Here is a 25350-nt window from a genome sequence, read left to right as displayed (position 1 = left end):
CTCTCCTGACGTCCTTAAAGTCAGGCGTCAGGTTACGCAATCGCTCCCAAACCCTCCACGGTTTCCTGCGATGAACCATAAAAAACCCGGCGGGTATGATGCCGCCGGGTTTTCGTGCGGCGGCCGCGCGGGCCGCGTGCGATCAGTGACGGAAGTGGCGCACGCCCGTCAGGATCATTGCGATGCCGTGCTCGTCGGCCGCCGCGATCACTTCGTCGTCGCGCATCGAGCCGCCCGGCTGGATCACGCAGGTCGCGCCTGCCGCCACGACGACGTCGAGACCGTCGCGGAACGGGAAGAACGCATCCGACGCGACGGCCGAACCGGCCAGCGTGAGGCCCGCGTTCTGCGCCTTGATGCTCGCGATGCGTGCCGAATCGACGCGGCTCATCTGGCCTGCGCCGACGCCGAGCGTCATGCCGTTGCCGCAGAACACGATCGCGTTCGACTTCACGTACTTCGCGACGCGCCATGCGAACAGCAGGTCGTCCATTTCCTTCGCGGTCGGTTGACGCTTCGTGACGACGCGCAGCTCGCTCGGCTGCACGTTCTTCGAATCGAGCGACTGCACGAGCAGGCCGCCGCCCACGCGCTTCAGGTCGAACGCGTTATGGCCGTCGCCGAGCGCGATTTCGAGCAGGCGCACGTTCTGCTTCGCGGCGAACACCTGCTTCGCGGCGTCCGTGAACGACGGCGCGATCAGCACTTCGACGAACTGCTTGGCCACCGCCTGCGCGGCCGTCTCGTCGACTTCGCGGTTGAACGCGATGATGCCGCCGAACGCCGACGTCGGGTCGGTCTGGAATGCCTTCGCGTACGCGTCGGCCGAATCGTTGCCGACCGCGACGCCGCACGGGTTCGCGTGCTTGATGATCACGCAGGCCGGCGCGTCGAACGTCTTCACGCATTCCCACGCCGCGTCCGAATCCGCGATGTTGTTGTACGACAGTTCCTTGCCCTGCAGCTGGCGGTAGTTCGCCAGTGCGCCGGCCGGCGCCGCGAGGTCGCGGTAGAACGCCGCGCTCTGGTGCGGGTTCTCGCCGTAGCGCAGGTCCTGCACCTTGTCGAACGCCATGTTCAGCGTGGCCGGGTATGCGCTGCGCGATGCGTGCTGCAGCTCGTCGGTCAGGCTCGTCAGGTAGTTCGTGATCGCGCCGTCGTATTGCGCGGTGTGCGCGAACACCTTGGTCGCGAGGCGGAAGTTGGTCGCATAGCCGATCGCGTTGCCGTTCGCCTTCATTTCATCGAGCACGACCGCGTAATCGGCCGGGTCGACGACGACCGTCACGTCGCGGTGGTTCTTCGCGGCCGAGCGCAGCATCGTCGGGCCGCCGATGTCGATGTTCTCGATCGCGTCGGCGAGCGTGCAGTCGTCCTTCGCGATCGTCGCGACGAACGGGTACAGGTTCACGACCAGCAGGTCGATCGTCGGGATGCCGTGCTGCTCCAGCGCCTGCATGTGCTCGGGCAGGTCGCGGCGGGCGAGGATGCCGCCGTGCACCTTCGGGTGGAGCGTCTTCACGCGCCCATCGAGCATTTCCGGGAAGCCCGTGTAGTCAGCGACTTCGGTCACGGGCAGGCCCGCGTCGGCGAGGAGTTTCGCGGTGCCGCCGGTCGACAGGAGTTTGACGCCGAGGTCGGACAGCGACTTCGCGAAGTCGACGATGCCGGTCTTGTCGGAAACGGAAATGAGCGCTTGCTTGATCATGATGGAACCACCAATAGCCAGGGAAACGGGGACGGGACGGCCGCCTACAGCAGGCCGTGCTGCTGCAGCTTCTTGCGCAGCGTATTGCGATTGATGCCGAGGTACTCCGCGGCGAGCGACTGGTTGCCGCCGGCCTGTACGAGCACGACCTCGAGCATCGGCTTTTCGACGCAGGACATCACCATTTCATAGACGTCGTGCGGATTGGAGCCGTCTAGATCCCGGAAATACACGTCCAGGCTCTCGCGGACACATTGTTCGATGTTGTGCTTGCTCATGCTGCTAACTGGTTATGGTCGTCCGACTCGCCCTGGCCGTTTTCCTCTTCGTCATCGACGTAGACGAGGTGGTCCGACAGCGCCTTTTGCGCCTCGAAGAATGCATTGACGGCGGCGAGTTGCTCGCGGGTGGAATCGAGCGTGTTCATCCTGTGCCGGAACCCGTTGGCACCGGAAAGGCCGCGAGTGTACCAGCCGATGTGCTTGCGCGCAGTACGGACGCCCGTGAATTCACCATAGAACGCGTAGTGGTCTTCCAGGTGTTCGTTCATCACGTGCTGGATCTCGTCGATCCGCGGCGGGGGCAGCAGCTCGCCGGTTTGCAGGAAATGATCGATTTCACGGAACAGCCACGGCCGGCCTTGCGCGGCGCGACCGATCATCAGTGCGTCGGCGCCGGTGGCGTCGAGCACGGCCTTTGCTTTTGCCGGCGACGTGATGTCGCCGTTCGCGACGACCGGGATGCGCACGGCCGCCTTCACAGCCGCGATGGTGTCGTATTCCGCGTCGCCGCGGTAGAGGTCGGCGCGCGTGCGGCCGTGTACGGTCAGCATCGAGATGCCGGCCGCCTCGGCGAGGCGCGCGACCGTGATCGCGTTCTTGTGCTCGCGATCCCAGCCGGTGCGGATCTTCAGCGTGACGGGCACCGCATCCGGCCCCGTGCCGACCGCCGCGACGACGGCCTCGACGATCCGCTGCACGAGCGGCTCGTTCTGCAGCAGCGCGGAGCCGGCCGCGACGTTGCAGACCTTCTTCGCCGGGCAACCCATGTTGATGTCGATGATCTGCGCGCCGTTGTCGACGTTGTAGCGGGCCGCTTCGGCCATCATCGCCGGATCGGCGCCGGCGATCTGCACCGCGATCGGCTCGACCTCGCCTTCGTGGTTCGCCCGTCGCATCGTCTTCGCGCTCTTCCACAGCTGCGCATTGGACGCGACCATCTCGGACACGGCGTACCCGGCCCCCAGCCGCTTGCACAGCTGGCGGAACGGACGATCCGTCACGCCGGCCATCGGGGCGACGAACAGGTTGTTACGCAATACGTGAGAGCCGATAACGGGCATCGCAATGGCACCGCCCGCGAGCGCCGGGCGTCGCGGGCAAAAAAGGGCGGAGGGAAAACGGCTATTTTACCGTATTCCCATGCCCCGCCGATTTGACCCGGTTTGCGCGGCCTGACCGCGCGCAACGCGCGGCGTGTCAGTTGCGCTGGCCGAACATCATCTGGCGTGCGATCGCCTTCTTGAGCGGCGGCACGAATTCGAGCGCGGTGAGCGCCGCGCCGCGCAGCAGCGGAAGAGGGCCGGCGTCGACGGTAAACAGGCGCGCGAGCGTGTCCGTCGCGCCGATCGTGAAGCGCCGGTCGAGCGCGCGCCGTGCGTTGAAGGTGGCAAGCGCGGTCGCTTCGAAGCCCTGCGTGGACAGCGCGTCGACGAGCGTGTGCGCATCGCGCAGCCCGAGGTTGAGCCCCTGGCCGGCGACCGGATGCAGCGTTTGCGCGGCGTTGCCGACGATCGCGATGCGCCCGTTGACGAGCGTCTGTGCCGCGTTCAATCCGAGCGGGAACGATGCGCGCCCCGCGATCGCGACGAATCGGCCCATCCGCTCGCCGAATGCAGCGCCGAGTTCGCGCAGGAACGCGTCGTCGGGAAGGGCGGCGCGGCGGGCCGCCTCGTCGGGCGTGCAGCACCACACGAGCGAATAATCGGCACCGCCAAGCGGCAGCAGCGCGAGCGGGCCTTCGTGCGTGAAGCGCTCCCAGGCGACGTTCGGGCGCGGCGCCGAGACGGTGACCGTGCCGACGATCGCGGTCTGGCCATAGTCGCGGCGATGCTTGCCGGTATCGGCCTGCTGTTCGTGGAACAGCCCGCCTTCGGCGTTGATGACGATGCGCGCGCGCAGCGTGCGCTCGCCTTGCGGGCCGTCGAGCGTCAGCGTGACGCCGTCGGCGTCCTGTTGCGGCGTGCGTGCGGTGGTCGACGTGAGCCAGTCGACGCGCGTGCCGCGCACGGCCTGCGCGAGCGCCTGCACGATCGAGCCGTAGCGCACGACGTAGCCGAGCGCGGCGAGGTCGTGCTCGTCGCGGTCGATCAGCGTGCGGCCGAAATGGCCGCGCTGCGACACGTGGATGTGTTCGATCGGCGTTGCGTCGGCCGGCCATCCGAGCGTGTCGAGCAGCACGCGGCTGCCGTGCGACACGGCGATCGCGCGCGGGTCGTTCGCGCTCGCGGCCGGCTCGCGCGCGTCGATCAGCGCGATCGACGCGTGCTGCGTCGCGCTGCGTCGGGCGAGCCAGCCGGCGAGCGCGAGCCCGACGGGGCCCGCGCCGACGATGGCGAGGTCATGGTCCGGCGTGGCCGGGGAGGAAGCGGTCGTCATCAGTGTTCGTGAAACGGGGTAACGGTCAACTGCAGGTCAACGGCAGGTCAACGGCAGATCAACACCGGGCCAACGACGGTCCGGCACCGGCGCGATGTCAACCTGCGGTACGCTCACGCGCCGTGCGCCGCGCCCGCACGCATCAGCGCCTCGATCTCGTCGGCCGCCACCGGCACGTCGCGCGTGATCAGCTCGCAACCGTGCTCGCGCACGATCGCGTCGTCCTCGATGCGGATGCCGATGTTCCAGTATTCGGACGGCACGTCGTCGGCGGCGCGCACGTACAGGCCCGGCTCGACGGTGAGCGTCATGCCGGCTTTCAGCGTGCGCCACGGCAGCGCGCCGTTGGCGTCGCGCGCGGCGAGCCGCTCGCGGTAGTCGCCGCAATCGTGCACGTCCATGCCGATCCAGTGGCCGGTGCGGTGCATGTAGAAGCGTGCGTACGCGCGCTCGGCGAGCACGTCGTCGACGCTCGAGAAGCGCGTCTTCGGGATGATGCCCGTATCGAGCAGCCCTTGCGCCAGCACCCGCACGGCCGCGTCGTGCGGCGCCTCGAACGGCACGCCCGCGCGCGTCGCGTCAATCGCGGCCTGCTGCGCGGCGAGCACGATGTCGTACAGCGTGCGCTGCGCGGGCGAGAAGCGCCCGTTGGCCGGGAACGTGCGCGTGATGTCCGACGCGTAGCCGTCGAGTTCGCACGCGGCATCGATCAGGATCAGGTCGCCGTCCCGCGCGGCCGCGTTGCCGGCCGGGTAATGCAGCACGCACGCGTTCGCGCCGGCCGCGACGATCGAGCCGTACGCGGGCGCCTGCGCGCCATGCTTGCGGAACGTGTACAGCAGCTCGGCCTCGAGTTCGTACTCGCGGATCCCCGGGCGGCACACCTGCATCGCGCGACGGTGCGCGAGCGCGGAGATGTGTGCGGCGCGCATCATGATCGCGAGTTCGTGTTCGTCCTTCACGAGCCGCATGTCGTCGAGCAGGGGCGTGAGGTCGAGCAGCGCGTCCGGTGCGGCGACGCCGCTGCGCGCCTGCGCGCGCACCGCATCGATCCAGCCGGCGAGCTGGCGGTCGAACTCGGCCGACGCGCCGAACCGGTAGTGCACGGTGCCCGCATCGGCGAGCAGGCGCGGCATTTCGGTGTCGATCACGTCGACCGCGTAGGCCGCGTCGAAGCCGAACGCATCGCGCGCGGCCTCGGGCCCGTAATGGAAACCTTCCCAGATCTCGCGGTCGGCATTCTTCGCGCGGCAGAACAGGATCGATTCCGGCGCGCCGTGCGACCCGGCCGCGTTCAGCACGAGCACGGCGTCCGGCTCGGTGAAGCCCGTCAGGTAGTGGAAGTAGCTGTCATGCCGGTACGGAAAGGCCGTATCGCGGTTGCGCAGCATTTCCGGCGCGGTGGGAACGATGGCGACGCCGCCGCCGGCGGCGCGCAGTGTGGCAAGCACGCGTTCACGGCGCTGGCGGTAGACGTCGACGGCGATGGCGGTATCGAGGGGCGCATTCATCGTGCGATTGTAGCGCCGCCGGACGCGGCGCGTGAGAGACACGGCCGCAAGCCGCGCCGGACGGGGCTCGGCGGCGGCTGTTGCAAACCATCCACAGGCCGGACGGGCGATTTTCTATCGGGCCGCGCCGGCCGGTTATGATCGGCGACAACGTATACTCTCGGCAGTTCCCTTGAAAAGGCAGATGATGAAATTAATCGGTTCGCTCAGCAGCCCGTACGTCCGCAAGGCGCGGATCGTGCTTGCTGAAAAGAAGATCGACTACAAGCTGGAGCTCGAGAACGTATGGGCGCCGGAGACGGACATTCATGCATCGAATCCGCTCGGCAAGGTCCCGTGTCTCGTGATGGAGGATGGTGCCGCGGTGTTCGATTCCCGCGTGATCTGCGAATACGTCGACACGCTGTCGCCGGTCGGCAAGCTGATTCCGCCGTCGGGACGCGAGCGGCTCGAAGTGCGGTGCTGGGAAGCGCTGGGCGACGGCGTGCTCGACGCGGCCGTGGCGATCCGTCTCGAACACACGCTGCGCGACGAAGCGCAGCGCAGCGCGAGCTGGATCGCGCGCCAGCAGCGCAAGATCGACGACGCGCTCGTCGCGATGTCGCAGGGCCTCGGCGGCAAGACGTGGTGCGTCGGTAATCATTACACGCTCGCCGACATCGCACTCGGCTGCGCGCTCGGCTACCTCGACTTCCGGATGTCCGAACTCAACTGGCGCGACCGCCATCCGAATCTCGACAAGCATTTCGTGAAGCTGTCGCAGCGGCAGACGTTCGTCGACACGTTGCCGCAAGGCTGACCTGCCGCCGCCCGCGGATCGGGCAGACAAGAGAAAAGCGCCCCGCGGGGCGCTTTTCTCTTTGGCGAGCCGCCCGGCGGCGGGCGCTCGCGCGTTACTCGATCGACGTGTAAACGGTTTCGCCGAGCACGAACGAATCGCTGCGCGCGATCGGCCACCACTTGTCGTACAGCGTATAGCCGCAGGTCTGGCCGTCGAGCAGCGCGCCGGGCTTCAGGTACTTCAGCAGCTGCGACATCAGCCGCACCTCGTGCGGCGCGACGCGCTGCACGATGTGATGCGCGCGCAGCTCGGACGGATGGCCGAGGCCGGCCGCCTGCACGAGTTCCTGCAGTGCGTGCAGCGTATTGCGGTGGAAGTTGAACACGCGCTCGGCCTTGTCGGGCACGACGAGGGCGCGCTGGCGCACCGGGTCCTGCGTGGCGACGCCGGTCGGGCAGCGGTCGGTGTGGCAGTGCTGCGCCTGGATGCAGCCGACCGCGAACATGAAGCCGCGTGCCGAGTTCACCCAGTCCGCGCCGATCGCGAGCGTGCGTGCGATGTCGAACGCGCTGATGATCTTGCCGCTCGCGCCGATCTTCACGCGATCGCGCACGCCGATCCCGACGAGCGTGTTGTGCACCAGCAGCAGGCCCTCCTGCAGCGGCACGCCGACATGGTCGGTGAATTCGAGCGGCGCCGCGCCGGTGCCGCCTTCCGCGCCGTCGACGACGATGAAGTCGGGCACGATGCCCGTCTCTAGCATCGCCTTCGCGATCCCGAAGAACTCCCACGGATGGCCGATGCACAGCTTGAAGCCGGTCGGCTTGCCGCCCGACAGCGTGCGCAGCCGTTCGACGAATTCGAGCAGCCCGCGCGGCGTCGAGAATTGCGAGTGCGTCGCGGGCGAGATGCAGTCCTTGCCCATCGGCACGCCGCGCGTCTCGGCGATCTCGGGCGTGATCTTCGCGGCCGGCAGCACGCCGCCGTGGCCCGGCTTCGCGCCTTGCGACAGCTTGATCTCGATCATCTTGACCTGCGGATCGGCGGCCTGCTTCGCGAACTTGTCCGGGTTGAACGTGCCGTCCTCATTGCGGCAGCCGAAGTAGCCGGACGCGATTTCCCAGATGATGTCGCCGCCGTTTTCGCGATGGTACTTCGACAGCGAGCCTTCGCCGGTGTCGTGCGCGAACCCGCCTTTCTTCGCGCCGAGGTTCAGCGAGCGGATCGCGTTCGCGGACAACGAGCCGAAGCTCATCGCCGAGATGTTGAAGATCGAGGTGTCGTACGGCTGCGCGCGGTTCGCGCCGACCCGGATGCGGAAGTCGTGGTTCGGCAGCTTCGTCGGCGCGAGCGAGTGGCTGATCCATTCGTGCGCGACGGACTTCACGTTCAGTTCGGTGCCGTACGGGCGGTTGTCGGCGACGTTCTTCGCGCGCTGGTAGACGAGGCTGCGCTGCGCGCGCGAGAACGGTTTCTCGTCGGTGTCGTCCTCGACGAAGTACTGGCGGATTTCAGGCCGGATGAACTCGAACAGGAAGCGGAAATGGCCCCAGAGCGGGTAGTTGCGCAGGATCGCGTGACGGTCCTGGTTCAGGTCGTACAGGCCGACGGCGACGAGGGCGACGGGGATGATGATCCACAGCCAGGAAAGCACGTGGATCGATGCGAGCGCGGCCGCGGCAACGAGCAGCAGGACGGCACACCACATCGCGAGGTAGCGTCTGGAAAGCATGGGGACTCCTAGGGTCTATTCATGTATGGAACGCGCATGCGAATGCCCGAAAGCGCGCGCAGGGCAAGGAGCGAGGAGCGCCGTTTGGCCGAGCCAAACAAGTGACGAGCGACGCCGCCATGCGGGCGATTTCGGGCATTCCCGTGACATGAATTTCTTAATTTGGGGTTGCCACGAGAACGGCCGCTCGCCGCGTTGCGCTCCTTGCGAATACGTCAGTATTCGCGGCGTCGCGCGCCTCGCGAGCGGCCGTTCTCGTGGCAACGCATGTGCGTTCCATACATGAATAGACCCTGCATCTTGAAATGCCGCCATGCGTACGCTGCGCGGCGGCGCACCGGCCGCGGCGGAATCGTGTTCCGCCGGGCGCGGCGTGCCGCAAGTCTAAACCGAATGGATGTCAGCGTGCTTCGGCGAGCGCCCCCGCGCGGGCTACCGCCGGTGCCGGCGCCGTCTGGCCGGGCTGGCCGGTGGCCGCGAACTCGATGATGCCGCCGCCGAGGCAGATCTCGCCGTCGTACAGCACGGCCGACTGGCCGGGCGTGACCGCCCATTGCGCGTCGTCGAAGGCGAGCGAGAAGCGGGCTTCGCCGGCCGGGCCGGGTGCGGCGGCGCCGAACGCGCATGCCGCATCGGCCTGCCGGTAGCGCGTCTTCGCGCCGCACGCGAAGCCGTCGGCCGGCGGTTCGCCCGCGACCCAGCTCACGTTGCCGGCAACGAGCTCGCGCGACAGCAGCCACGGATGGTCGTGGCCCTGCACGACGTACAGCGTGTTCGACGCGATGTCCTTCGCCGCGACGAACCACGGCTCGCCGCTGCCGCTCTTGCTGCCGCCGAGGCCGATGCCCTTGCGCTGGCCGAACGTGTAGAACGCGAGGCCGATGTGCTCGCCGACCACCTTGCCGTCCGGCGTCTTCATCGGACCGGGTTTCGTCGGAAGATAGCGGTTCAGGAAGTCGCGGAACGGCCGTTCGCCGATGAAGCAGATGCCGGTCGAGTCCTTCTTCTTCGCGTTCGGCAGGCCGATCTGCGCGGCGATCTCGCGCACCTTCGTCTTCGGGATCTCGCCGAGCGGGAACATCGTCTTCGACAGTTGCGCCTGGTTCAGCCGGTGCAGGAAGTACGACTGGTCTTTCGTATGATCGAATGCCTTCAGCAGTTCGAAGCGGCCGTCGCGCTCGCGCACGCGCGCGTAGTGGCCGGTCGCGATCATTTCCGCGTCGAGCGACATCGCGTGGTCGAGGAACGCCTTGAACTTGATCTCGGCGTTGCACAGCACGTCCGGGTTCGGCGTGCGGCCGGCCGAATATTCGCGCAGGAATTCGGCGAACACGCGGTCCTTGTATTCGGCCGCGAAGTTCACGGCTTCCACGTCGATGCCGATCAGGTCGGCCACCGACACCACGTCGATCCAGTCCTGGCGCGTCGAGCAGTATTCGCCGTCGTCGTCGTCTTCCCAGTTCTTCATGAACAGGCCGACCACGTCGTATCCCTGTTCCTTCAGCAGCCACGCGGTCACCGACGAATCGACGCCGCCCGACATGCCCACTACTACACGGCGCTTGCTCATTTGTTTACCGCCTGACGGTCGAATGCGTCCGGGCGCGGCGCGACCGAATGCGTGTGCACGAAATCGAGCGGAATGCGCCGCCCGGCCAGATAGTCGTCGACGCAGCGCATCACCGCGGGCGAGCGGTGACGCTCGCTGCACGCGCGCAGCTCGTCGGCGCTCATCCACAGCGTGCGGACGATGCCGTCGTCGAGCACGTGGCCCGGCAGCGGCTCGCCGGCCGTGCCGCAGAACGTGAAGCGCAGGTAGGTCGCGCCGGCGCTGCCGGGGCGGTCGTAGTGCGCGAGATAGACGCCGACGAGCGCATCGGGGACGAACGGATGCGCGGTTTCCTCGAGCGTCTCGCGGATCACGGCGTCGGCGAGCGTCTCGCCGGCCTCGAGATGGCCGGCCGGCTGGTTGATGCGCAGGCCCGTCGAGGTTTCTTCCTCGATCACGAGAAAGCGACCGGCGCGCTCGACGAGCGCCGCGACGGTCACATGCGGGGTCCAGATTTCGGGTTTCATGGATCGGCATTTTACCGGTTGCGCTCGGACGCTGCCGGCCATTACGTTAGACGAATCCGACCCCGGTCTTGCGCCCTCGCCTCGCCAGTGCACGCCGCATCGCGCCCTTTTATGGCGCGACGATCGTCGCGACGCAGGCGGCGATCGTGTCCCGCACGCGCACGATCGCCGGGTCGCGCTGCGTGCTCGTGCGCCAGCCGATTTCCACCGGGTAGCGCGGCAGCTCGACCGGGCATGCGAGCGCGCGCAGCGACGTCGACTGCGCGATCGCGCGGGCCGCGTGCGCCGGTATCGTCGCCACCGCGTCGGAGCCGGCGAGCAGGTACGGCAGCGCCGCGAAATGCGTGGTCGACGCCGCCACGCGCCGCTTGTGGCCGAGCGCGGCCAGCGCCTCGTCGACGATCCCGATCACGCCGCCCGACGACACGAGCAGGTGATCGCGCCGCAGGAAATCAGCGAGCGCGAGCGTGCGCGGCGCGCGCGCCCGGCCGGCCGGATCGATCAGGCATGCGTAGCCGCCCGTCGCGACCGCGCGCCGGCTGAGCCCGTTCGCCGAGAACCCGCCCGACGCGATCGCGAGATCGACGCCGTGCCGCAGCAGCGCGTCGCCCGCGATGCCGCTGTGGGTCTGCCGGAAGATCAGCCGGATGCCCGCGGCTTCCCGCGCGACCGCGTCGATCAGCGCGCGGCCGAGCGCGATCTCGAAGTCGTCCGACAGCCCGATCGAGATCGTGCGGCCGACCCGCTCGCCGCCGTCGGCCGCGATCGCGAGGCTCGCGCGGCAGCGGTCGAGCGCGTCGGACAGGATCGGCTTGAGCTCGTCCGCGCGCGGCGTCGGCGCGAGCCCGCGGCCGGTGCGCACGAACAGCGGGTCGGCGTAGATCACGCGCAGCCGCGCGAGCGCCGCGCTGACGGCCGACTGCGTGAGGCCGAGCCGCAGCGCCGCGCGGCTCGCGCCGCCTTCCTCGTACAGCGCCTCGAACACCTTCAGCAGGTTCAGGTCGAGCCCGGCGATATCATCCGTATTCATGTCAGTTATCGTTGTATCGATTTGATCGATGAAATGATATCGATAAAGATGGCGTCACCCCATTCACCGGAGACGTCGTCATGTCCACCTCAGTCATCGCCGCGCTGCAGATCGGCGCATCGCCCGCCGGCACGCGCGCCACGCTCGACACGATCCTCGGCTACGAAACCGCGATCCGCGACAGCGGCGCGTCGCTCGTCGTGCTGCCCGAAGCCGTGCTCGGCGGCTATCCGAAAGGCGAGATCTTCGGCACGCGGCTCGGCTACCGGCTGCCCGAGGGCCGCGACGCGTATGCGCGCTACGCCGCGCAGGCGATCGACGTGCCGGGCCCCGAAACCGACGAACTGGCCGCGCTCTCGCAGCGCACGGGCGCGAGCCTCGTGGTCGGTGTGATCGAGCGCGGCGGCAGCACGCTGTACTGCACGGCGCTGTTCTTCGATCCGCGCGACGGGCTCGTCGCGAAGCACCGCAAGCTGATGCCGACCGGCACCGAACGGCTGATCTGGGGGCAGGGCGACGGCTCGACGCTGCCGGTGGTCGACACGGCCGCGGGCCGCGCGGGCGCCGTGATCTGCTGGGAGAACCACATGCCGCTGCTGCGCTGCGCGATGTATGCGAAAGGCTTGCAGATCTGGTGCGCGCCGACCGTCGACGAGCGCGACCTGTGGCAAAGCTCGATGCGGCACATCGCGCACGAGGGACGCTGCTTCGTCGTGAGCGCCTGCCAGGTGCAGCCGTCGCCGCGCGCGCTCGGCATCGACGTGCCGGGCTGGGATCCGGAGCGGCCGCTGATCCGCGGCGGCAGCGTGATCGTCGGGCCGCTCGGCGACCTGCTGACCGAGCCGCTGATCGGCGAGGCCGGGCTCGTGACCGCGCGTATCGATACCGACGAACTCGTGCGCGCGCGTTACGACTTCGATGTGGTCGGGCACTATGCGCGCCCGGACGTGTTTTCGCTGCACGTCGACGAGCGGCCGAAGCGGTCGGTGGTGTTCGGCGAGTGACGGGTGGGACCGGGGCGCGGACGCCCCGGCGTGCGAATGGCGCCGGGGTGGCCTGACAGTCGGGCGGCCGGACAGCCAGACAGACCGCCGGACAACCAGGTAGCCGAACCGCCGAACCGCGGCGCGGCATTCAGCGGGCAGCTGCTCTACCCGCCTCAGCGCATCGGCGCTTCCGCGATCCGCATGTAGTCGGCGATCCGCCGGCCTTCCATGTCCGGAAACTGCTCGTGCACGGAGATATCACCCATCCGCGCGATGTCGAAGGTGCGGAAGTCGTCGCGCAGCTCGCACCATGCGCCGATCGTCCAGCGTCCGCCCCAGTAGACGAGCCCGAGCGGCCACACGCGGCGTTTCGTGTGCGCGCCGAGCCGGTCGCGGTAGTCGAAGCTGACGACGTGATGCGTGTCGACCGCCTGGTGGATCGCGTCGACCTTCGCGCAGAACGTCTCGTCGATGTGGAACGACGGCGCGAACACCGGCAGGCGATCGAGCGCGGTGCGCTTGTCGGCCGGCATCGCCGACGCGATCTTCGCGAGCGCCGAACGCGCGCCGCCCGCGAAGCGCGCGCCGCCCCAGGTCTCGAGCATGCGCGCGCCGGCCGCGAGCGCCGCGAGCTCCTCGGCCGTGAACGTGAGCGGCGGCAGGCTGGCGTTGCGGTTCAGCCGGTAGCCGATGCCGGCTTCGCCTTCGATCGGCACACCCGACAGCTGCAGGTCGCGCACGTCGCGATAGACCGTGCGCGGCGACACCGACAGCCAGTCGGCGAGTTGCTGCGCGGTCGTGAGACGTCGCCCGCGCAGCAGCTCGGCGATCTGGAACAGGCGGTCGGCACGGCGCGTCATGGCTGCACCTCGACTCCAACGGCTACGGGGACTTCGCGATGATAGCGCCGCGCCCGCCGGAGCGTGGACGCGCTCAGTGGCATTTCGGCGCGTGCAGGCCGACGCGGTTGCCTTCGGTGTCGATCAGGTAGCCGATGTAGCCGTAGTTGTTCGGCAACTCGACGACCGAACCCTGCACGACGCCGCCCGCGCGCTTCGCGCGTTCGAGTGCCGCGACGACCGACTCGCCGGCGTTCAGGTAGACGAGCACGCCGTTCGCGCTCGGCTTCATCTGCTGCGGATCGAACACGATGCTGCCGCCCGTGCTCGACGCTTCGTGATCGAACATGGCCATCGGCACGCCGCCGATGACTTCGCGCTGCAGCGTCGTCTGCAGCACGGTTTCGTAGAAACGGATCGCCCGGTCGAAATCGAGGGACGGGATGTCGAACCACGCGATCGCGCGTTCCAGGGTTGCGGTGTCGGTTGCAGTTGCGGACGTCATGACGAGCTCCGTGTTGTTCGGGTTCTTGATGGAAACCAGCCTTGCATTGCGCCGGGATTGCAGTGTGACCGGGGGCTGCTGACAGCGTGCTGTCAGTAGTCGTGGCGACGCTGACAAATGACGCTGACAAACGGCGGCTTCGCTCCCGCAACGACCGCGCGGAACCTCGGCGGCGCGCGTGGCGCCGCTCGCCTGGGTGCGGCGGAAAGAAAAATGCCCGGCCGATTGGCCGGGCATCGTCAGGGTGTCAGCAGGCGGCCGCAGCCGCCGCCTCGCGTATCAGGCGTCGCCTTCCGGCGTGGCCGGGCGTGCCTTCACGCTGCCGGCGATCAGGTCGAAGCGGAACAGCCGGCATTCGAGCGCGCCGTTGAACAGCGGCGTCTTCGCCGATTCGCGCAGGCGCAGCTGGCCCGGCAGCGAGCGGTCCGACGTCAGCAGGAACGCCTGCCAGCCGGTGAAGCGCTGCTTGAGCGCATCGCCGAGCGCGTTGAAGAACTCGCTGTCCGGGGCGTCGGTGTGCGTGCGGCGGAATGCGTCGTCGTTGCCGCGGTTGCGGCCCGTCTCGCGCACCTCGCCGCGCGCGCTGCGGCCGCGCACCTCGATCCGCTCGCCGTACGGCGGGTTCGCGAGGATGATGCCCGGGCCGTCGCACGGCGGCGTCATGCCGCGCGCGTCGACCTGCTTGAGCCACACCGACGGCACGCCCGCGCGCTCGAGGTTCGCGCGCGCCTTCTCGAGCATGTCGCCCGAGATGTCGCTGCCGTACACGCCGAGCGAATCGCGCTTGCCGCGCGCCGCGCGTTTCGCGTCGAGCGCCGCGACCTTCAGGCCCTGCCATGCGGTGATGTCGTACTGCTTGAGCTTCTCGAAGCCGAACCGGCGCTCGACGCCCGGCGCGACGCCGAGCGCGATCTGCGCGGCTTCCGCGAGGAACGTGCCGCTGCCGCACATCGGGTCGTACAGCGCGGTGCCGGGCGTCCAGCCCGTCAGGCGCAGGATGCCGGCCGCGAGGTTCTCGCGCAGCGGCGCCGCGCCCTTGTCGAGGCGCCAGCCGCGCTTGAACAGCGGCTCGCCCGACGTATCGAGGTACAGCGTGCACTCGGCGGCCGTCAGGAACGCGAACACGCGCACGTCCGGCGCGCCGGTGTCGATGCTCGGGCGCGAACCGGTCTTGTCGCGCATCCGGTCGCAGATCGCGTCCTTCACGCGCAGCGTCGCGAACTCGAGGCTCTTCAGCGGCGACTTGATCGCGGTGATGTCGACGCGCAGCGTCTGCGTCGACGCGAACCAGCGTTCCCACGGCTGCTCGAGCGCGAGCGCGTAGACGTCCTGTTCGTTGCGGTACGGGCGGTGCGCGATCTTCAGCAGGATCCGGCTCGCGATTCGCGAATGGAGGTTCGCGGCCATGCCGGCGGCCCAGCCGCCACGGAAATGGACGCCGCCCGGCACCTGCGCGCCCGCGGTGAACGGCGCGCCGTCCAGATGGCGGCCGGCGATTTCGGCCAGCTCGGCGGCAAGCGCCGCTTCGAGGCCGCGCGGGCAGGGAGCGAAGAATTCGTACAGGGTGGGCGAGGACATAAGGCGGGTGAGGACGTGCAAAAGTCCACTATTGTACGCGGCGCGGGCGCCCGGGGCCGGCGTTGCGTCGGATTCGGGACGCCGGCGCGGGTCGGCCGGCCGTGACGGGCGGCCCGCCGGGCCGCGCGGCGGCGCCCGCCCGGGCAGGCGCGCCGCCGTCGAACGCTCAGTGCGAGCCCGGCTGGCCAGCGCGCGCGGCCGTTCCGCCGGCCGGCCAGAACAGCGCGGACGGCTTCGCGAGCACCGTGCGGACGATCGCGCCGACCAGCGCGCGCACCTTGGTGCGGCGCAGGCTGCGCGAGCGCACGGCCATCGTGAACGCGAGCGCGAAGCTCACGAGCACGTTGAGGATCGCCATGCTCAGCACGCCGGCGCCGGCCCACCAGAGTTCGGGCGTGCTCAGCGCGCCCTTGCCGAGCACGCCGAGCGCGATTCCGATCGAGCCGGCCGACAGCGTCACGTGCCTCACCTCGAACGGGAACAGGAACACGGTGACGATCGCGGGGATCAGGCCGAGCATCAGGCCGAGGCCGACGTTGGCGACCACGCCCGCGACGTTCGAGCGGCAGAAGTGCGCGAGTTTCGCGGCGCCCGGCGCGCCGAGCGTGAGCCGCAGCCGGCGGTTGTACGTGAGCGCGTCGCCGACCCGGTGCAGCACGAACCAGTTGTCGGCCCAGCCCGCGAGCAGGCTCGACGCCCACAGCAGCACGCCCGTGAGCGCCGCATAGAACGGGGTCGGGCCCAGCAGCGAGAACGAATGCAGCGTCGCATGCGCCTTTTCCGGCGAGATCAGGTTCGCGTGCAGCAGGTTGCCCGCGAACAGCTGCACGAGCAGACAGACGGGCAGCACGACGAGCACGTTGCCGGAGATGGCCGCGGCCTGTGTGCGGATCAGCGCGATCACCGACGCGACGAACGCCTTCACGCCTTCCTCGTGACCGGTGTCGTCGAGCTCGCGCGCAAGCGTCGGGGCGGTCATCGCGGGCTGCTTGGTCGCGAGCGTGAAGTGCAGGAAGTGCATCAGCATGAAGCTCGCCGCGTAGTTGACGCCCGCGAGCAGCCCTTCGAGCATCGACTGCAGGTGCGCGCCCGTGATCGCGAACTTCACGCACACGGTCACGACGGTGACGAGCCCGCCGCCCGCGGCCATCCGCAGCATCTTCAGGTACTCGGCGCGGCCGCGCGAAATGTAGTGCTCGCCGGTGTCCGCGTTGGTCTCGACGAGCTTGCGCGCGAACAGCGAGAAGTTGCTGCGCACGAGGTGCGACACGCTCTGGCTGTTCTGGTTCGCGTCGACGAGTTCGGCCGTCAGGCGCGCCATCCCGCGCAGGTCGTCGCGTGCCATCCACGCGTTGAGCAGCAGTTCCGCGCGCAGGATGCGCATGCGCATCCGCTCGACCTGGAACACGATGTCGACCGACACGCCGTTGCGGTACAGGTGCGCGAACACGTCGTCGACCGCGATCCGGCATTCGTCGAGCAGCACGCGCAGGTAATTCACCTCGTGCAGCAGCTTGCTCGGGTCGCCGCCGTCCTCGACGGCCGCGTGGGCGGTCTCGACCGCGAGCATCGCACGCGTGAGGCGGTAGAACGGCTGCGTTTCGAGCGGCTTGCGCGCGTCGTCGTCGGACAGGCGGCTGCGCACCGTCTGCGACAGGCCGGTCGAGCTGATCTGGCAGGTCAGGTTGTGCAGCGCGGCCAGCAGGTCGCGCGAGAACGAGCCGGGCTCGTGGCGTTCTTCGTCGGTGACGTCGAACGAGATCAGCTCGGCGAGGCGGGCAAGCAGGTCGTCGGGCAGCGCGTCGATCCATTGCGCGTCTTCCGGCGTCGGGAACATCAGCGTGAACAGCGCCGTCAGCTCGCGGCGGTTCGGCGCCGGCGGGATCAGCGACGAGTCGATGCGCTCGAACAGCGCGCCGAAGAAACCGGAATGCACGGGCATCCCGGCGTCGCACAGCAGCGAGATGCCGTCGCATTCGCGCAGGATCCCGCGCAGGATGCGCGCCGCGTGCGATTTCCATGCCGGGTTGCGGTCGAGCACGTGGAACAGGTAGCGCAGCCGCGCGTGCGCCGGATACGCGCGTGCGTCGGCATCGCGTGCGGCCGGCGTGTCGTGCGCGGCCTGCATCGCGCCGTTGCGGCGCAGCCAGTGCGCGAGCTCGATCAGCCATTCGCTGCGCTCGGCGTACGGCGCGTCCGCGTCGGCATGCGCGAGCAGCGCATCGAGCTGGTGGCCCGCATTGCGCGACGCGCGCCACTTCTTGATCAGGGTCGTCAGGGAATGAAACATAAACGGAATAGCGATAGCCCTGGACGGGCGGGTTCGGGATGCCGGCCGGGAACACACGGCGCGGCGCCGGCGAGAACGGTGAAGCTGGTCGGGATGCCGGACGATGCGCGCGACCCGCGATGCGGCTGCCCCGATGCGGTGCACGCGAACACGCGTGCGAGCCCCGGGAGACGCGGCGGCCGGACCGGACACAACGGGCGGATCGCCGCCGGCTGGCGCGCGCGACAGGCGGCACGCGGCACGCGCCGGAAAGTGCGTAGGATCGTCAATCGGGCGCGAAAACGCAAGCCGACCGCATTGCATGGCGCCGGTTCCGGCGGATTTTGACAAACACTGCAAAGCGGCCGTCCGGCCGATGGATGCCGTGCTGCGTCGGCCGTGGCGAAGAGGGCGGCGGGTTCGCGTGCGCGGCGGCGCGCGCACGCGGATCGATGCCGACGAGGACTATCGGGCGGCGCGTGCCGAATCCGGTCGCGGGCGCGCAGGCACCGGACGCCGGCCGCGCGCCGCGCTTACGCGCCGGACTTGACGCTCGCGCTCGCGTCGCCGCCGGGCGTCGGATTGGCCGGGCAGGGTATGACGGGCGCGGCGGCCGCTGCCTTGCCGGACGCGGTCGTCGACGGGGTCGAGGCAGCCGTCGAGCCGCGCCGCGCGGCGAGCGCGCGCACGCCGGACGCGGCCTGCGATGCAATCACGTCGAGCGCGCGCCGGTGACCGGCGACGAGCGCGTCGTAGCCGTCGGCGACCGGTTCCGCGACGCTCGTGCGACAGGTCATCAGTGCCTGCGTGCCGACCGCGCGCACGCTCCACACCGCATCGATCGCCGCACGCTTGCCGGGCCACGACTCGAAGCGCTGCACGTTCACGCTGATCCGATAGACGGGCACGCCGGCCGGATACGCGGAATTCGCGACGTCGATCGTGCCGAGCTGTGCGGCGAGGTCGTCGGACAGCGCGCGGCGAATCTCGTCGGCGGGCGGCGCGGCCCAGCGTTCCTGCTCGAGCACGTCGACCTGCGCGGCGTTCTTCTGCACGACGAGCTGGTTCTTCGCGACCTGTTCGGGCACGCCGACGGACGGCACCTCGATCAGGAACGGCGGGTTGGCGGGCGCGGTGCGCACGGGCGCCGCGGCGTCGGCCGGGCTCAGCGTATAGAACCGCGCGGGCGGCGAGCTGCACGCGGCGAGCGCGAGTGCGGCGAACACTGCCGCCGCGCCGCTCGCGAGGACGTTCACGCGTGTCGTCGTCATTATCGATCTCCTGATTTGCCCTTGAGCAGCGATTCGGGATGGCGCTCCAGATAGTCGGCGAGCGCGTTCAGCGATTGCAGCGTGCGCGTGAGTTCCTTCAGCGCACCGCGCACGTCGGACTGCAGCGGCGAATCCTGCTGCAGCGTCACCTCGGCGGTCGAGAAGGTCTGCCGCGCGGCCGACAGCGTGTCGCGCGCTTCCGGCGCGACCTGCGTGTCGAGCTGCTTGAACAGCTTGTCGGCATTCGACAGCGCGCTGTTCAGGTTCGCGCCGATCTGGTCGAACGGCACCTTGTCGAGCTTCTTCGCGATGTCGGCGACCTGCAGCTGCAGTTCGTCGAGCGTGTTCGGCACGGTCGGCAGCTCGAGCGGCTGGCGCGCTGTGTCGATCTTCACGGCCGGCGCCTTCGGGAAGAAGTCGAGCGCGACGTACAGCTGGCTCGTCAGCAGGTTGCCCGTGCGCAGCTGGCCGCGCAGGCCGTGCTGGACCAGGCGCTCGACGATCTCGCGGCGGGCCGGTTCGCCCTTGCTCTCGATCGTTTCGCGGAAGCGCGGTCCGAGCCGCTCCGGATATACGTTCATCGTCACCGGCATCAGGAAGTTCTTGGTCTTCGGATCGAAGTCGATGCCGATGTTCGTGACTTCGCCGAGCACGATGCCGCGGAAGTCGACCGGCGCGCCGACCGCGAGCCCGCGCAGCGACTGGTTGAAGTTCATCACGACCTGCAGCGGCTGGCCGTCCGGATCGCGCATCGCGTCGGCCTCGTCGGAGCCGAGGCGGAAGGTCGTGTTGTTCGGCGCCGTCGCGCCGCTGTCCTGGTTCGGCGGCGTCTGGAACGCGATGCCGCCGAGGATCACCGTCGCGAGCGACTGCGTATTCAGCTTCAGGCCGCTCGAATCGAGCCGCAGGTCGACGCCGCTCGCCTGCCACCAGCGCGAGTTCACGCCGACGTACTGGTTGTACGGCGCATTGACGAACACGTTGAACGTGACGCCGGTGCCGTCCTTGTCGAGCGAGAAGCCGACCACCTGGCCGACCTGCACGCGGCGGTAGTAGACGGGCGAGCCGATGTCGACCGAGCCGAGCGAATCGCCGCGCAGCACGTACTGCGTGCCCTTCTGGTCGCCGGTCACGGGCGGCGGCGTCTCGAGGCCGGTGAAGTCGGTCTGCGTGTCCTGCCCGTGGCCGGCATCGACGCCGATGTACGCGCCCGACAGCAGCGTGCCGAGCCCCGACACGCCGGTCGCGCCGATGCGCGGACGCACGATCCAGAAGCGCGAGCCCTTGATCGCGAAGTCCTCGGCTTCCTTCTTCAGCTGCACCTGCACCAGCACGCGCGACAGGTCTTTCGACAGCTTGATCGTCTTGACCGTGCCGATCTCGACGTCCTTGTACCTGACCTGCGTCTTGCCCGGCTCGAGCCCTTCCGCGCTGTGGAAGCTGATCGAGATTTCCGGGCCGCGCTCGCGCACGGACTTGATCACGAGGCCGATGCCGATCAGCGCGGCGATCAGCGGCACGAGCCAGACGAGCGACGGCAGCCAGCCGCTTTTCGTCGAGATCGCGGGATCGGGCGGCCGGGACGCATCGTGCTGCGGGCCTTGCGGACTATTCATGGTGTTTCCCTGAGGTTTCGACTGGATCCCAGATCAGGCGGGGATCGAACTGCATCGACGCGAGCATCGTCAGGATCACGACCGAGCCGAACGCGAGCGCGCCGGGGCCGGCCGTGATGACGGCGAGCGAACGGAAATGGACGAGCGCGACGGTGAGCGTCACGACGAAGATGTCGAGCATCGACCAGCGGCCGATCCGCTCGACGATCCGGAACAGGCGCGTGCGCTGCAGCGGCCGCCACGTGGCGCGCCGCTGCGCGCTGGTGACGAGGATCGTCAGCACGCCGAGCTTGAGCATCGGCACGAGGATGCTGGCGACGAACACGACGACCGCGAGCGGCCAGTCGCCGGACGTCCAGAAATAGATGACGCCGCTCATGATCGTGTCTTCCTGCGAGCCGACGATCGACGACGTGTGCAGGATCGGCAGCAGGTTCGCCGGGATATAGAGGATCGCGGCCGCGATCAGCAGCGCCCACGTACGCATGATGCTGTTCGGCTTGCGGATGTGCAGCGCGCTGCCGCAGCGGGCGCAATGCGCGTGCGGATGGTCGATCGTCTGCACGAGCCCGCATGCGTGGCAGCTGGCATAGCCCTCGCGGGCGGCGGTCGGCGTCGTCATCGGCGGGGGGCTTCCGGTCGCGGCGGGGCGTTGTCGGGCCGCACGGGCGAGCGCCCGGCGCGCAGGTCGTCGGCCATGTCCCACAGCGTGCGCGGATCGAACATCAGCACGACGGCGGTCATCAGCGTGAGTGCGGCGAACGCGAACAGCGCCGCGTCGGGCACGACGCGCGCGAGGCTCACCATCTTCACGATCGTCACGAGGATCCCGAGCATGAACACCTCGATCATCCCCCACGGCCGCACGAACTGGATCATGCGCAGCACGAAGTTCAGGCCCGGCGGCACGACGCCACGCCGGATTGGCAGCAGCACGTAAAGCAGCGCGGCCATCTCGACGAGCGGGAACAGCACGGTCGAACAGAACACCATCACGCCGACGATCTCCATGTCCTGATGCCACAGCGCGTCGATCGCGCCGATCAGCGTGGTCTGCACGCGGGTGCCGTTCAGGTCCATTTCGAGGATCGGGAACCCCTGCGCGATGATGAACGTGACGAGCGCCGCGACCGCCAGCGCGCTGATTCGCTCGATCTGCGTGGTGCTGTCGCGATAGAGCAGCGCGTCGCAGCGCGGGCAGCGTGCGATTTCGCGGCGCGCGAGGTGCGGTTTATGCAACAGTGCGTCGCATTCGTGGCAGGCAATCAGGTCGTGTCGTTGCATGGGAAAAGCGGTTGTTCGACGGGCGGGAGACGCGTCGACGGGGCCGGAACCCGCGCCAATCTTACCAAAACGGCTTTTTCGACGTGTCAACGCCCGGTTGCCGCGTGACCGGTCGGTAACATGGCGTAAACCTGGCAGCCGGCTGGCGCGCGTGTCCTCAGAGTCCGCGCGTGGCAAAAGGTTGCGGTAGCATGGCGGCCTTGACAAGCGTCGGACGAATGGGCCGGCGCAGCCGTTCGCTCAACTGAGGAATCCAAGATGGCATCGAAATCGCCGCCGGCCGGGCCGGCACGCTACGCGCACACCGCGATCGCGCTGCACTGGCTGATCGCGCTGCTGATCGTCTGCGGCTTCGCACTCGGCTGGGTCATGACCGACATCCCCGGCTTCACGCCGACGAAGCTGAAGTACTTCTCGTGGCACAAGTGGATCGGCGTGACGGTGTTCGCACTGGCCGTCGTGCGCGTGCTGTGGCGCGCGACCCACGTGCCGCCGCCGCTGCCGGGCGACACGCCGGCGTGGCAGCGCGCGGTGTCGCACGGCGTGCACATGCTGCTGTACGTGCTGATGATCGTGATCCCGGTCACGGGCTACCTGTACAGCTCGGCGTCGAACATCCCGGTCGTCTACCTCGGCATCGTGCCGCTGCCGCGCCTGATCGATCCCGATCCGGTGCTGAAGGAAACCTTCAAGACGCTGCACGTGTCCTTGAATTACATTCTGCTTGCGCTCGTCGCCATGCACGTGCTCGCGGCGCTCAAGCACCAGTTGTTGGACCGCGACGGCCTGCTGTCGCGGATGCTTCCCTCCGCCAAATGAAGGATCCCATGAAAGTGTCTTTCTCCCGCTCCATGCTGACCGCGTTCGCCGCGGCGTCACTTGTCGCGTCGGCCGCGGCGCATGCCGACGTCGATCTCTCGAAGAGCAAGGTGTCCGCCGTGTCGAAGCAGATGAACGTGCCGACCGAAGGCGCGTTCAAGAAGTTCTCCGCGCAGGTGAAGTTCGACCCCGCGAAGGCGGCGCAGGGCAGCGCGCAAATGTCGATCGACATCGCGAGCTTCGACCTCGGCGACAAGATGTACAACGAGCAGGTCACGGGCAAGGACTGGTTCGACGCGAAGGCGTATCCGCAGGCGACCTTCGCGTCGTCGGCGATCGCGCCGGCCGGCGGCAACAAGTACAACGTGACCGGCAAGCTGACGATCAAGGGCAAGTCCGAGACCGTCACCGTGCCCGTCACGGTCACGCAGAACGGCGCGACGCAGACCTTCGACGGCGTGCTGCCGATCAAGCGTTCGGCGTTCAACGTCGGCACCGGCGAGTGGAAGGACACGTCGATCGTCGCCGACGAAGTGCAGATCAAGTTCCATCTCGTCGCCACGAAGTAAGCGGCGGGCTGTCGCATCACCCCGAATGCCGCGCGAGGGCGCGGCGCTGTTCCAAGGAGAAAGCATTTGAAAAAGCATCTGATCATCGCCGCGGGCGCGCTGGCCGCCTCGCTGTCGTTCTCGGCATTCGCCGACAGCGCGACGTACCAGTTCGACCCGAGCCACACGTACCCGAGCTTCGAGGCCGACCACTTCGGCGGCCTGTCGGTCTGGCGCGGCAAGTTCGACAAGTCGAGCGGCAGCGTGACGCTCGACCGCGCGGCGAAGACCGGCACGGTCGACGTGACGACCGACGTCGCGTCGATCCAGACGGGCAGCGCGAAGCTCGACGAGCACCTGCAGACGGCCGAGTTCTTCGACGTCTCCAAGTTCCCGCAGGCGAACTACAAGGGCACCATCAAGTTCGACGGCGACAAGCCGGTGTCGGTGGTCGGCAACCTGACGCTGCACGGCGTCACGAAGCCGCTCACGCTGAAGATCGATTCGTTCAAGTGCATGCCGCATCCGATGCTCAAGCGTGAAGTGTGCGGCGTCGACGCGGTCGGCGAATTCAGCCGCGACGATTTCGGCCTCGACTACGGCAAGCAGTACGGCTTCAAGATGAAGACGAAGCTGCTGATCACGGCCGAAGCCGTCAAGCAGCAGTAACGCGCCCGGCCGGGCCGGCCGCCGCGTCACGCTCGCCGGCCCGTCGCGTGCCAGCCGCCGCGCTCCCATTGTTCGGGGGCGCGGCGGTTTTTTTTGCGCGCCTATAATCGTGCGCACAGCTCGCGGCGCGAGAACGGACGCGTCGGACAGAACGTACAACGACAAGGAGATCGCCGATGCACGCCGTCACGCAGTCCAGCTCCATTGCTTCGTCGTCGCGCGTATGGCGCGCGGTGGTCGCCGCGTCGATCGGCAACGCGCTCGAATGGTTCGACCTCGTCGTCTACGGCTTCTTCGCGGTGACGATCTCGAAGCTGTTCTTTCCGGCCGGCAACGACACCGTGTCGCTGCTGCTCACGCTCGGCACGTTCGGCGTGTCGTTCTTCATGCGCCCGCTCGGCGCGATCGTGCTCGGCGCGTACGCCGACCGCGCGGGCCGCAAGGCCGCGCTCACGCTGTCGATCCTGCTGATGATGGCCGGCACGCTGGTCATCGCGGTACTGCCGACCTACCGGACGATCGGCGTCGCGGCGCCGCTGATCCTCGTCGCCGCGCGATTGATGCAGGGCTTTTCGGCCGGCGGCGAATTCGGCAGCGCGACCGCGTTCCTGGCCGAGCATGTGCCCGGGCGGCGCGGTTTCTTCGCGAGCTGGCAGGTCGCGAGCCAGGGGCTCACGACGCTGCTCGCGGCGGGTTTCGGCACCGTGCTGAACGCGCAGCTCACGGCCGAGCAGATGGCCGCGTGGGGCTGGCGCATCCCGTTCTTTTTCGGACTGCTGCTCGGGCCCGTCGCGTACTACATCCGCTCGAAGGTCGACGAGACGCCCGAATTCCTCGCGGCGGAAAGCACCGCGAGCCCGCTGCGCGACACGTTCGCGTCGCACAAGGCGCGGCTCGTCGCCGCGATGGGCGTGGTGGTGCTCGGCACCGTCGCGACCTATCTCGTGCTGTTCATGCCGACCTACGGCGTGAAGCAGCTCGGCCTCGCGCCGTCGGCCGCGTTCGCGGCGATCCTCGTCGTCGGTGTGATCCAGATGGCGTTCGCGCCGCTCGTCGGCCACTGGTCGGATCGTTACGGCCGCGTGCGCGTGATGCTCGCGCCGGCCGTCGGCATTCTCGTGCTGATCTATCCGGCGTTCGCGTATCTCGTCGCGCATCCGGGCTTCGGCACGCTGATCGCGCTGCAGGTACTGCTCGCGTTCCTGATGACCGGCTATTTCGCGGCGCTGCCGGGGCTGCTGTCCGAAGTGTTTCCGGTGCAGACGCGCACGACCGGGATGTCGCTCGCCTATAACGTCGCGGTGACGATCTTCGGCGGCTTCGGGCCGTTCATCATCGCATGGCTGATCCGCGCGACCGGGATGAAGACCGCGCCGAGCTTCTACCTGATGTTCGCGGCCGTGCTGAGCCTCGCGGCGCTGGTGGTGTTGCGGCGGCGGTTCGGGTTCCGGTGATCGGGAAGGGCGGCCGT

Annotated in this window: 23 protein-coding genes; 6 read left to right on the top strand and 17 right to left on the bottom strand. The window is 68.6% G+C overall.

Annotation, left to right across the window (positions count from 1 at the left end):
* Positions 1–142: 142 nt before the first annotated feature.
* The 5 genes from purH to DIE16_RS25695 form a co-directional block, all read right to left on the bottom strand.
* Positions 143–1708, bottom strand: coding sequence for a bifunctional phosphoribosylaminoimidazolecarboxamide formyltransferase/IMP cyclohydrolase (gene purH / locus DIE16_RS25715; RefSeq protein ID WP_044848279.1), 1566 nt, complete (start codon positions 1706–1708; stop codon positions 143–145).
* Between the two features lie 44 nt (positions 1709–1752).
* Positions 1753–1986 carry a Fis family transcriptional regulator gene (locus DIE16_RS25710; protein ID WP_006476892.1) on the bottom strand — a complete coding sequence of 78 codons (234 nt, stop codon included), beginning with the start codon at positions 1984–1986 and terminating at the stop codon, positions 1753–1755.
* Complete coding sequence (gene dusB, locus DIE16_RS25705) at positions 1983–3050, bottom strand: tRNA dihydrouridine synthase DusB (protein ID WP_006751898.1); 1068 nt, start codon at positions 3048–3050, stop codon at positions 1983–1985. Before dusB ends, DIE16_RS25710 begins: the two co-directional genes overlap by 4 nt.
* Positions 3051–3186: 136 nt before the next feature.
* Positions 3187–4365, bottom strand: coding sequence for a UbiH/UbiF/VisC/COQ6 family ubiquinone biosynthesis hydroxylase (locus DIE16_RS25700; protein ID WP_124487988.1), 1179 nt, complete (start codon positions 4363–4365; stop codon positions 3187–3189).
* A gap of 113 nt (positions 4366–4478) precedes the next feature.
* Entirely contained in the window at positions 4479–5876 is a 1398-nt protein-coding gene (locus DIE16_RS25695) for an aminopeptidase P N-terminal domain-containing protein (RefSeq protein ID WP_124487987.1), read from the bottom strand.
* 187 nt (positions 5877–6063) lie between these two features.
* Between DIE16_RS25695 and DIE16_RS25690 the strand changes: the two genes are divergently transcribed.
* Positions 6064–6675: a glutathione S-transferase family protein gene (locus DIE16_RS25690; RefSeq protein ID WP_044848297.1), complete on the top strand. Its 612-nt coding sequence runs from the start codon at positions 6064–6066 to the stop codon at positions 6673–6675.
* A 94-nt stretch (positions 6676–6769) separates the two neighbouring features.
* Here DIE16_RS25690 and DIE16_RS25685 read toward each other — a convergent pair whose 3' ends face one another.
* From DIE16_RS25685 to DIE16_RS25665, 4 genes are all read right to left on the bottom strand, one after another.
* Positions 6770–8389: an FMN-binding glutamate synthase family protein gene (locus tag DIE16_RS25685; RefSeq protein ID WP_124893659.1), complete on the bottom strand. Its 1620-nt coding sequence runs from the start codon at positions 8387–8389 to the stop codon at positions 6770–6772.
* Between the two features lie 400 nt (positions 8390–8789).
* Entirely contained in the window at positions 8790–9959 is a 1170-nt protein-coding gene (gene mnmA / locus DIE16_RS25675; RefSeq protein ID WP_124529746.1) for a tRNA 2-thiouridine(34) synthase MnmA, read from the bottom strand.
* Positions 9956–10465, bottom strand: a complete 510-nt coding sequence (locus DIE16_RS25670; RefSeq protein WP_124487985.1) for an NUDIX hydrolase — start codon at positions 10463–10465, stop codon at positions 9956–9958. Before DIE16_RS25670 ends, mnmA begins: the two co-directional genes overlap by 4 nt.
* 109 nt (positions 10466–10574) lie before the next feature.
* On the bottom strand, positions 10575–11495 hold the full coding sequence (locus DIE16_RS25665; RefSeq protein WP_124520272.1) for a LysR family transcriptional regulator: 921 nt from the start codon (positions 11493–11495) through the stop codon (positions 10575–10577).
* A gap of 80 nt (positions 11496–11575) precedes the next feature.
* Between DIE16_RS25665 and DIE16_RS25660 the strand changes: the two genes are divergently transcribed.
* Positions 11576–12499, top strand: coding sequence for a carbon-nitrogen hydrolase family protein (locus DIE16_RS25660; protein WP_124893658.1), 924 nt, complete (start codon positions 11576–11578; stop codon positions 12497–12499).
* A gap of 155 nt (positions 12500–12654) precedes the next feature.
* Here DIE16_RS25660 and DIE16_RS25655 read toward each other — a convergent pair whose 3' ends face one another.
* The 8 genes from DIE16_RS25655 to DIE16_RS25615 all read right to left on the bottom strand — a co-directional run bounded on the left by DIE16_RS25655 (position 12655) and on the right by DIE16_RS25615 (position 21843).
* Positions 12655–13341, bottom strand: coding sequence for a YafY family protein (locus tag DIE16_RS25655; protein WP_044848271.1), 687 nt, complete (start codon positions 13339–13341; stop codon positions 12655–12657).
* A gap of 73 nt (positions 13342–13414) precedes the next feature.
* Entirely contained in the window at positions 13415–13825 is a 411-nt protein-coding gene (locus DIE16_RS25650; RefSeq protein ID WP_044848270.1) for a VOC family protein, read from the bottom strand.
* Between the two features lie 279 nt (positions 13826–14104).
* The gene (locus DIE16_RS25645) at positions 14105–15403 is read right to left on the bottom strand and encodes a class I SAM-dependent RNA methyltransferase (protein ID WP_124893657.1); all 1299 of its coding nucleotides are present in this window, start codon (positions 15401–15403) and stop codon (positions 14105–14107) included.
* A 166-nt stretch (positions 15404–15569) separates the two neighbouring features.
* Complete coding sequence (locus tag DIE16_RS25640) at positions 15570–17693, bottom strand: site-specific recombinase (protein ID WP_124893656.1); 2124 nt, start codon at positions 17691–17693, stop codon at positions 15570–15572.
* A gap of 512 nt (positions 17694–18205) precedes the next feature.
* On the bottom strand, positions 18206–18943 hold the full coding sequence (locus DIE16_RS25630; RefSeq protein WP_044844013.1) for a membrane integrity-associated transporter subunit PqiC: 738 nt from the start codon (positions 18941–18943) through the stop codon (positions 18206–18208).
* Positions 18943–20559 carry an intermembrane transport protein PqiB gene (locus tag DIE16_RS25625; protein ID WP_044844014.1) on the bottom strand — a complete coding sequence of 539 codons (1617 nt, stop codon included), beginning with the start codon at positions 20557–20559 and terminating at the stop codon, positions 18943–18945. The genes DIE16_RS25630 and DIE16_RS25625 overlap by 1 nt, the downstream gene beginning before the upstream one ends.
* Positions 20552–21181 (bottom strand): paraquat-inducible protein A, encoded by a 630-nt coding sequence (locus tag DIE16_RS25620; RefSeq protein WP_124487981.1) that lies wholly within the window; start codon positions 21179–21181, stop codon positions 20552–20554. Before DIE16_RS25620 ends, DIE16_RS25625 begins: the two co-directional genes overlap by 8 nt.
* Positions 21178–21843, bottom strand: a complete 666-nt coding sequence (locus DIE16_RS25615; protein ID WP_124487980.1) for a paraquat-inducible protein A — start codon at positions 21841–21843, stop codon at positions 21178–21180. Before DIE16_RS25615 ends, DIE16_RS25620 begins: the two co-directional genes overlap by 4 nt.
* A gap of 258 nt (positions 21844–22101) precedes the next feature.
* On the opposite strand from DIE16_RS25615, the gene DIE16_RS25610 reads away from it, so the two are divergent.
* From DIE16_RS25610 to DIE16_RS25590, 4 genes are all read left to right on the top strand, one after another.
* Positions 22102–22662 (top strand): cytochrome b, encoded by a 561-nt coding sequence (locus tag DIE16_RS25610; protein WP_044844017.1) that lies wholly within the window; start codon positions 22102–22104, stop codon positions 22660–22662.
* 8 nt (positions 22663–22670) lie between these two features.
* Positions 22671–23231, top strand: a complete 561-nt coding sequence (locus tag DIE16_RS25605; RefSeq protein WP_124893654.1) for a YceI family protein — start codon at positions 22671–22673, stop codon at positions 23229–23231.
* A 66-nt stretch (positions 23232–23297) separates the two neighbouring features.
* A complete protein-coding gene (locus tag DIE16_RS25600) occupies positions 23298–23879 on the top strand; it encodes a YceI family protein (RefSeq protein ID WP_044844018.1) in 582 nt (193 codons plus the stop codon).
* Positions 23880–24055: 176 nt separating this feature from the next.
* On the top strand, positions 24056–25333 hold the full coding sequence (locus DIE16_RS25590; protein WP_124487978.1) for an MFS transporter: 1278 nt from the start codon (positions 24056–24058) through the stop codon (positions 25331–25333).
* Positions 25334–25350 lie beyond the last annotated feature (17 nt).

The organism is Burkholderia sp. Bp9090 (assembly GCF_003857985.1).
Lineage (GTDB): Bacteria > Pseudomonadota > Gammaproteobacteria > Burkholderiales > Burkholderiaceae > Burkholderia.
This window is presented reverse-complemented; position numbering and strand designations above follow the sequence as displayed.

Coding starts and splice junctions, on each gene's coding strand:
- DIE16_RS25655 (WP_044848271.1), bottom strand. CDS start 13,341: ATGACGCGCCGTGCCGACCGCCTGTTCCAGATCGCCGAGCTGCTGCGC.
- DIE16_RS25605 (WP_124893654.1), top strand. CDS start 22,671: ATGAAAGTGTCTTTCTCCCGCTCCATGCTGACCGCGTTCGCCGCGGCG.
- DIE16_RS25610 (WP_044844017.1), top strand. CDS start 22,102: ATGGCATCGAAATCGCCGCCGGCCGGGCCGGCACGCTACGCGCACACC.
- DIE16_RS25645 (WP_124893657.1), bottom strand. CDS start 15,403: ATGTCCTCGCCCACCCTGTACGAATTCTTCGCTCCCTGCCCGCGCGGC.
- DIE16_RS25630 (WP_044844013.1), bottom strand. CDS start 18,943: ATGACGACGACACGCGTGAACGTCCTCGCGAGCGGCGCGGCGGCAGTG.
- DIE16_RS25590 (WP_124487978.1), top strand. CDS start 24,056: ATGCACGCCGTCACGCAGTCCAGCTCCATTGCTTCGTCGTCGCGCGTA.
- DIE16_RS25660 (WP_124893658.1), top strand. CDS start 11,576: ATGTCCACCTCAGTCATCGCCGCGCTGCAGATCGGCGCATCGCCCGCC.
- DIE16_RS25625 (WP_044844014.1), bottom strand. CDS start 20,559: ATGAATAGTCCGCAAGGCCCGCAGCACGATGCGTCCCGGCCGCCCGAT.
- DIE16_RS25665 (WP_124520272.1), bottom strand. CDS start 11,495: ATGAATACGGATGATATCGCCGGGCTCGACCTGAACCTGCTGAAGGTG.
- DIE16_RS25700 (WP_124487988.1), bottom strand. CDS start 4,365: ATGACGACCGCTTCCTCCCCGGCCACGCCGGACCATGACCTCGCCATC.
- DIE16_RS25690 (WP_044848297.1), top strand. CDS start 6,064: ATGAAATTAATCGGTTCGCTCAGCAGCCCGTACGTCCGCAAGGCGCGG.
- DIE16_RS25620 (WP_124487981.1), bottom strand. CDS start 21,181: ATGACGACGCCGACCGCCGCCCGCGAGGGCTATGCCAGCTGCCACGCA.
- DIE16_RS25640 (WP_124893656.1), bottom strand. CDS start 17,693: ATGTTTCATTCCCTGACGACCCTGATCAAGAAGTGGCGCGCGTCGCGC.
- DIE16_RS25615 (WP_124487980.1), bottom strand. CDS start 21,843: ATGCAACGACACGACCTGATTGCCTGCCACGAATGCGACGCACTGTTG.
- DIE16_RS25695 (WP_124487987.1), bottom strand. CDS start 5,876: ATGAATGCGCCCCTCGATACCGCCATCGCCGTCGACGTCTACCGCCAG.
- purH (WP_044848279.1), bottom strand. CDS start 1,708: ATGATCAAGCAAGCGCTCATTTCCGTTTCCGACAAGACCGGCATCGTC.
- DIE16_RS25650 (WP_044848270.1), bottom strand. CDS start 13,825: ATGACGTCCGCAACTGCAACCGACACCGCAACCCTGGAACGCGCGATC.
- dusB (WP_006751898.1), bottom strand. CDS start 3,050: ATGCCCGTTATCGGCTCTCACGTATTGCGTAACAACCTGTTCGTCGCC.
- DIE16_RS25685 (WP_124893659.1), bottom strand. CDS start 8,389: ATGCTTTCCAGACGCTACCTCGCGATGTGGTGTGCCGTCCTGCTGCTC.
- DIE16_RS25670 (WP_124487985.1), bottom strand. CDS start 10,465: ATGAAACCCGAAATCTGGACCCCGCATGTGACCGTCGCGGCGCTCGTC.
- DIE16_RS25710 (WP_006476892.1), bottom strand. CDS start 1,986: ATGAGCAAGCACAACATCGAACAATGTGTCCGCGAGAGCCTGGACGTG.
- mnmA (WP_124529746.1), bottom strand. CDS start 9,959: ATGAGCAAGCGCCGTGTAGTAGTGGGCATGTCGGGCGGCGTCGATTCG.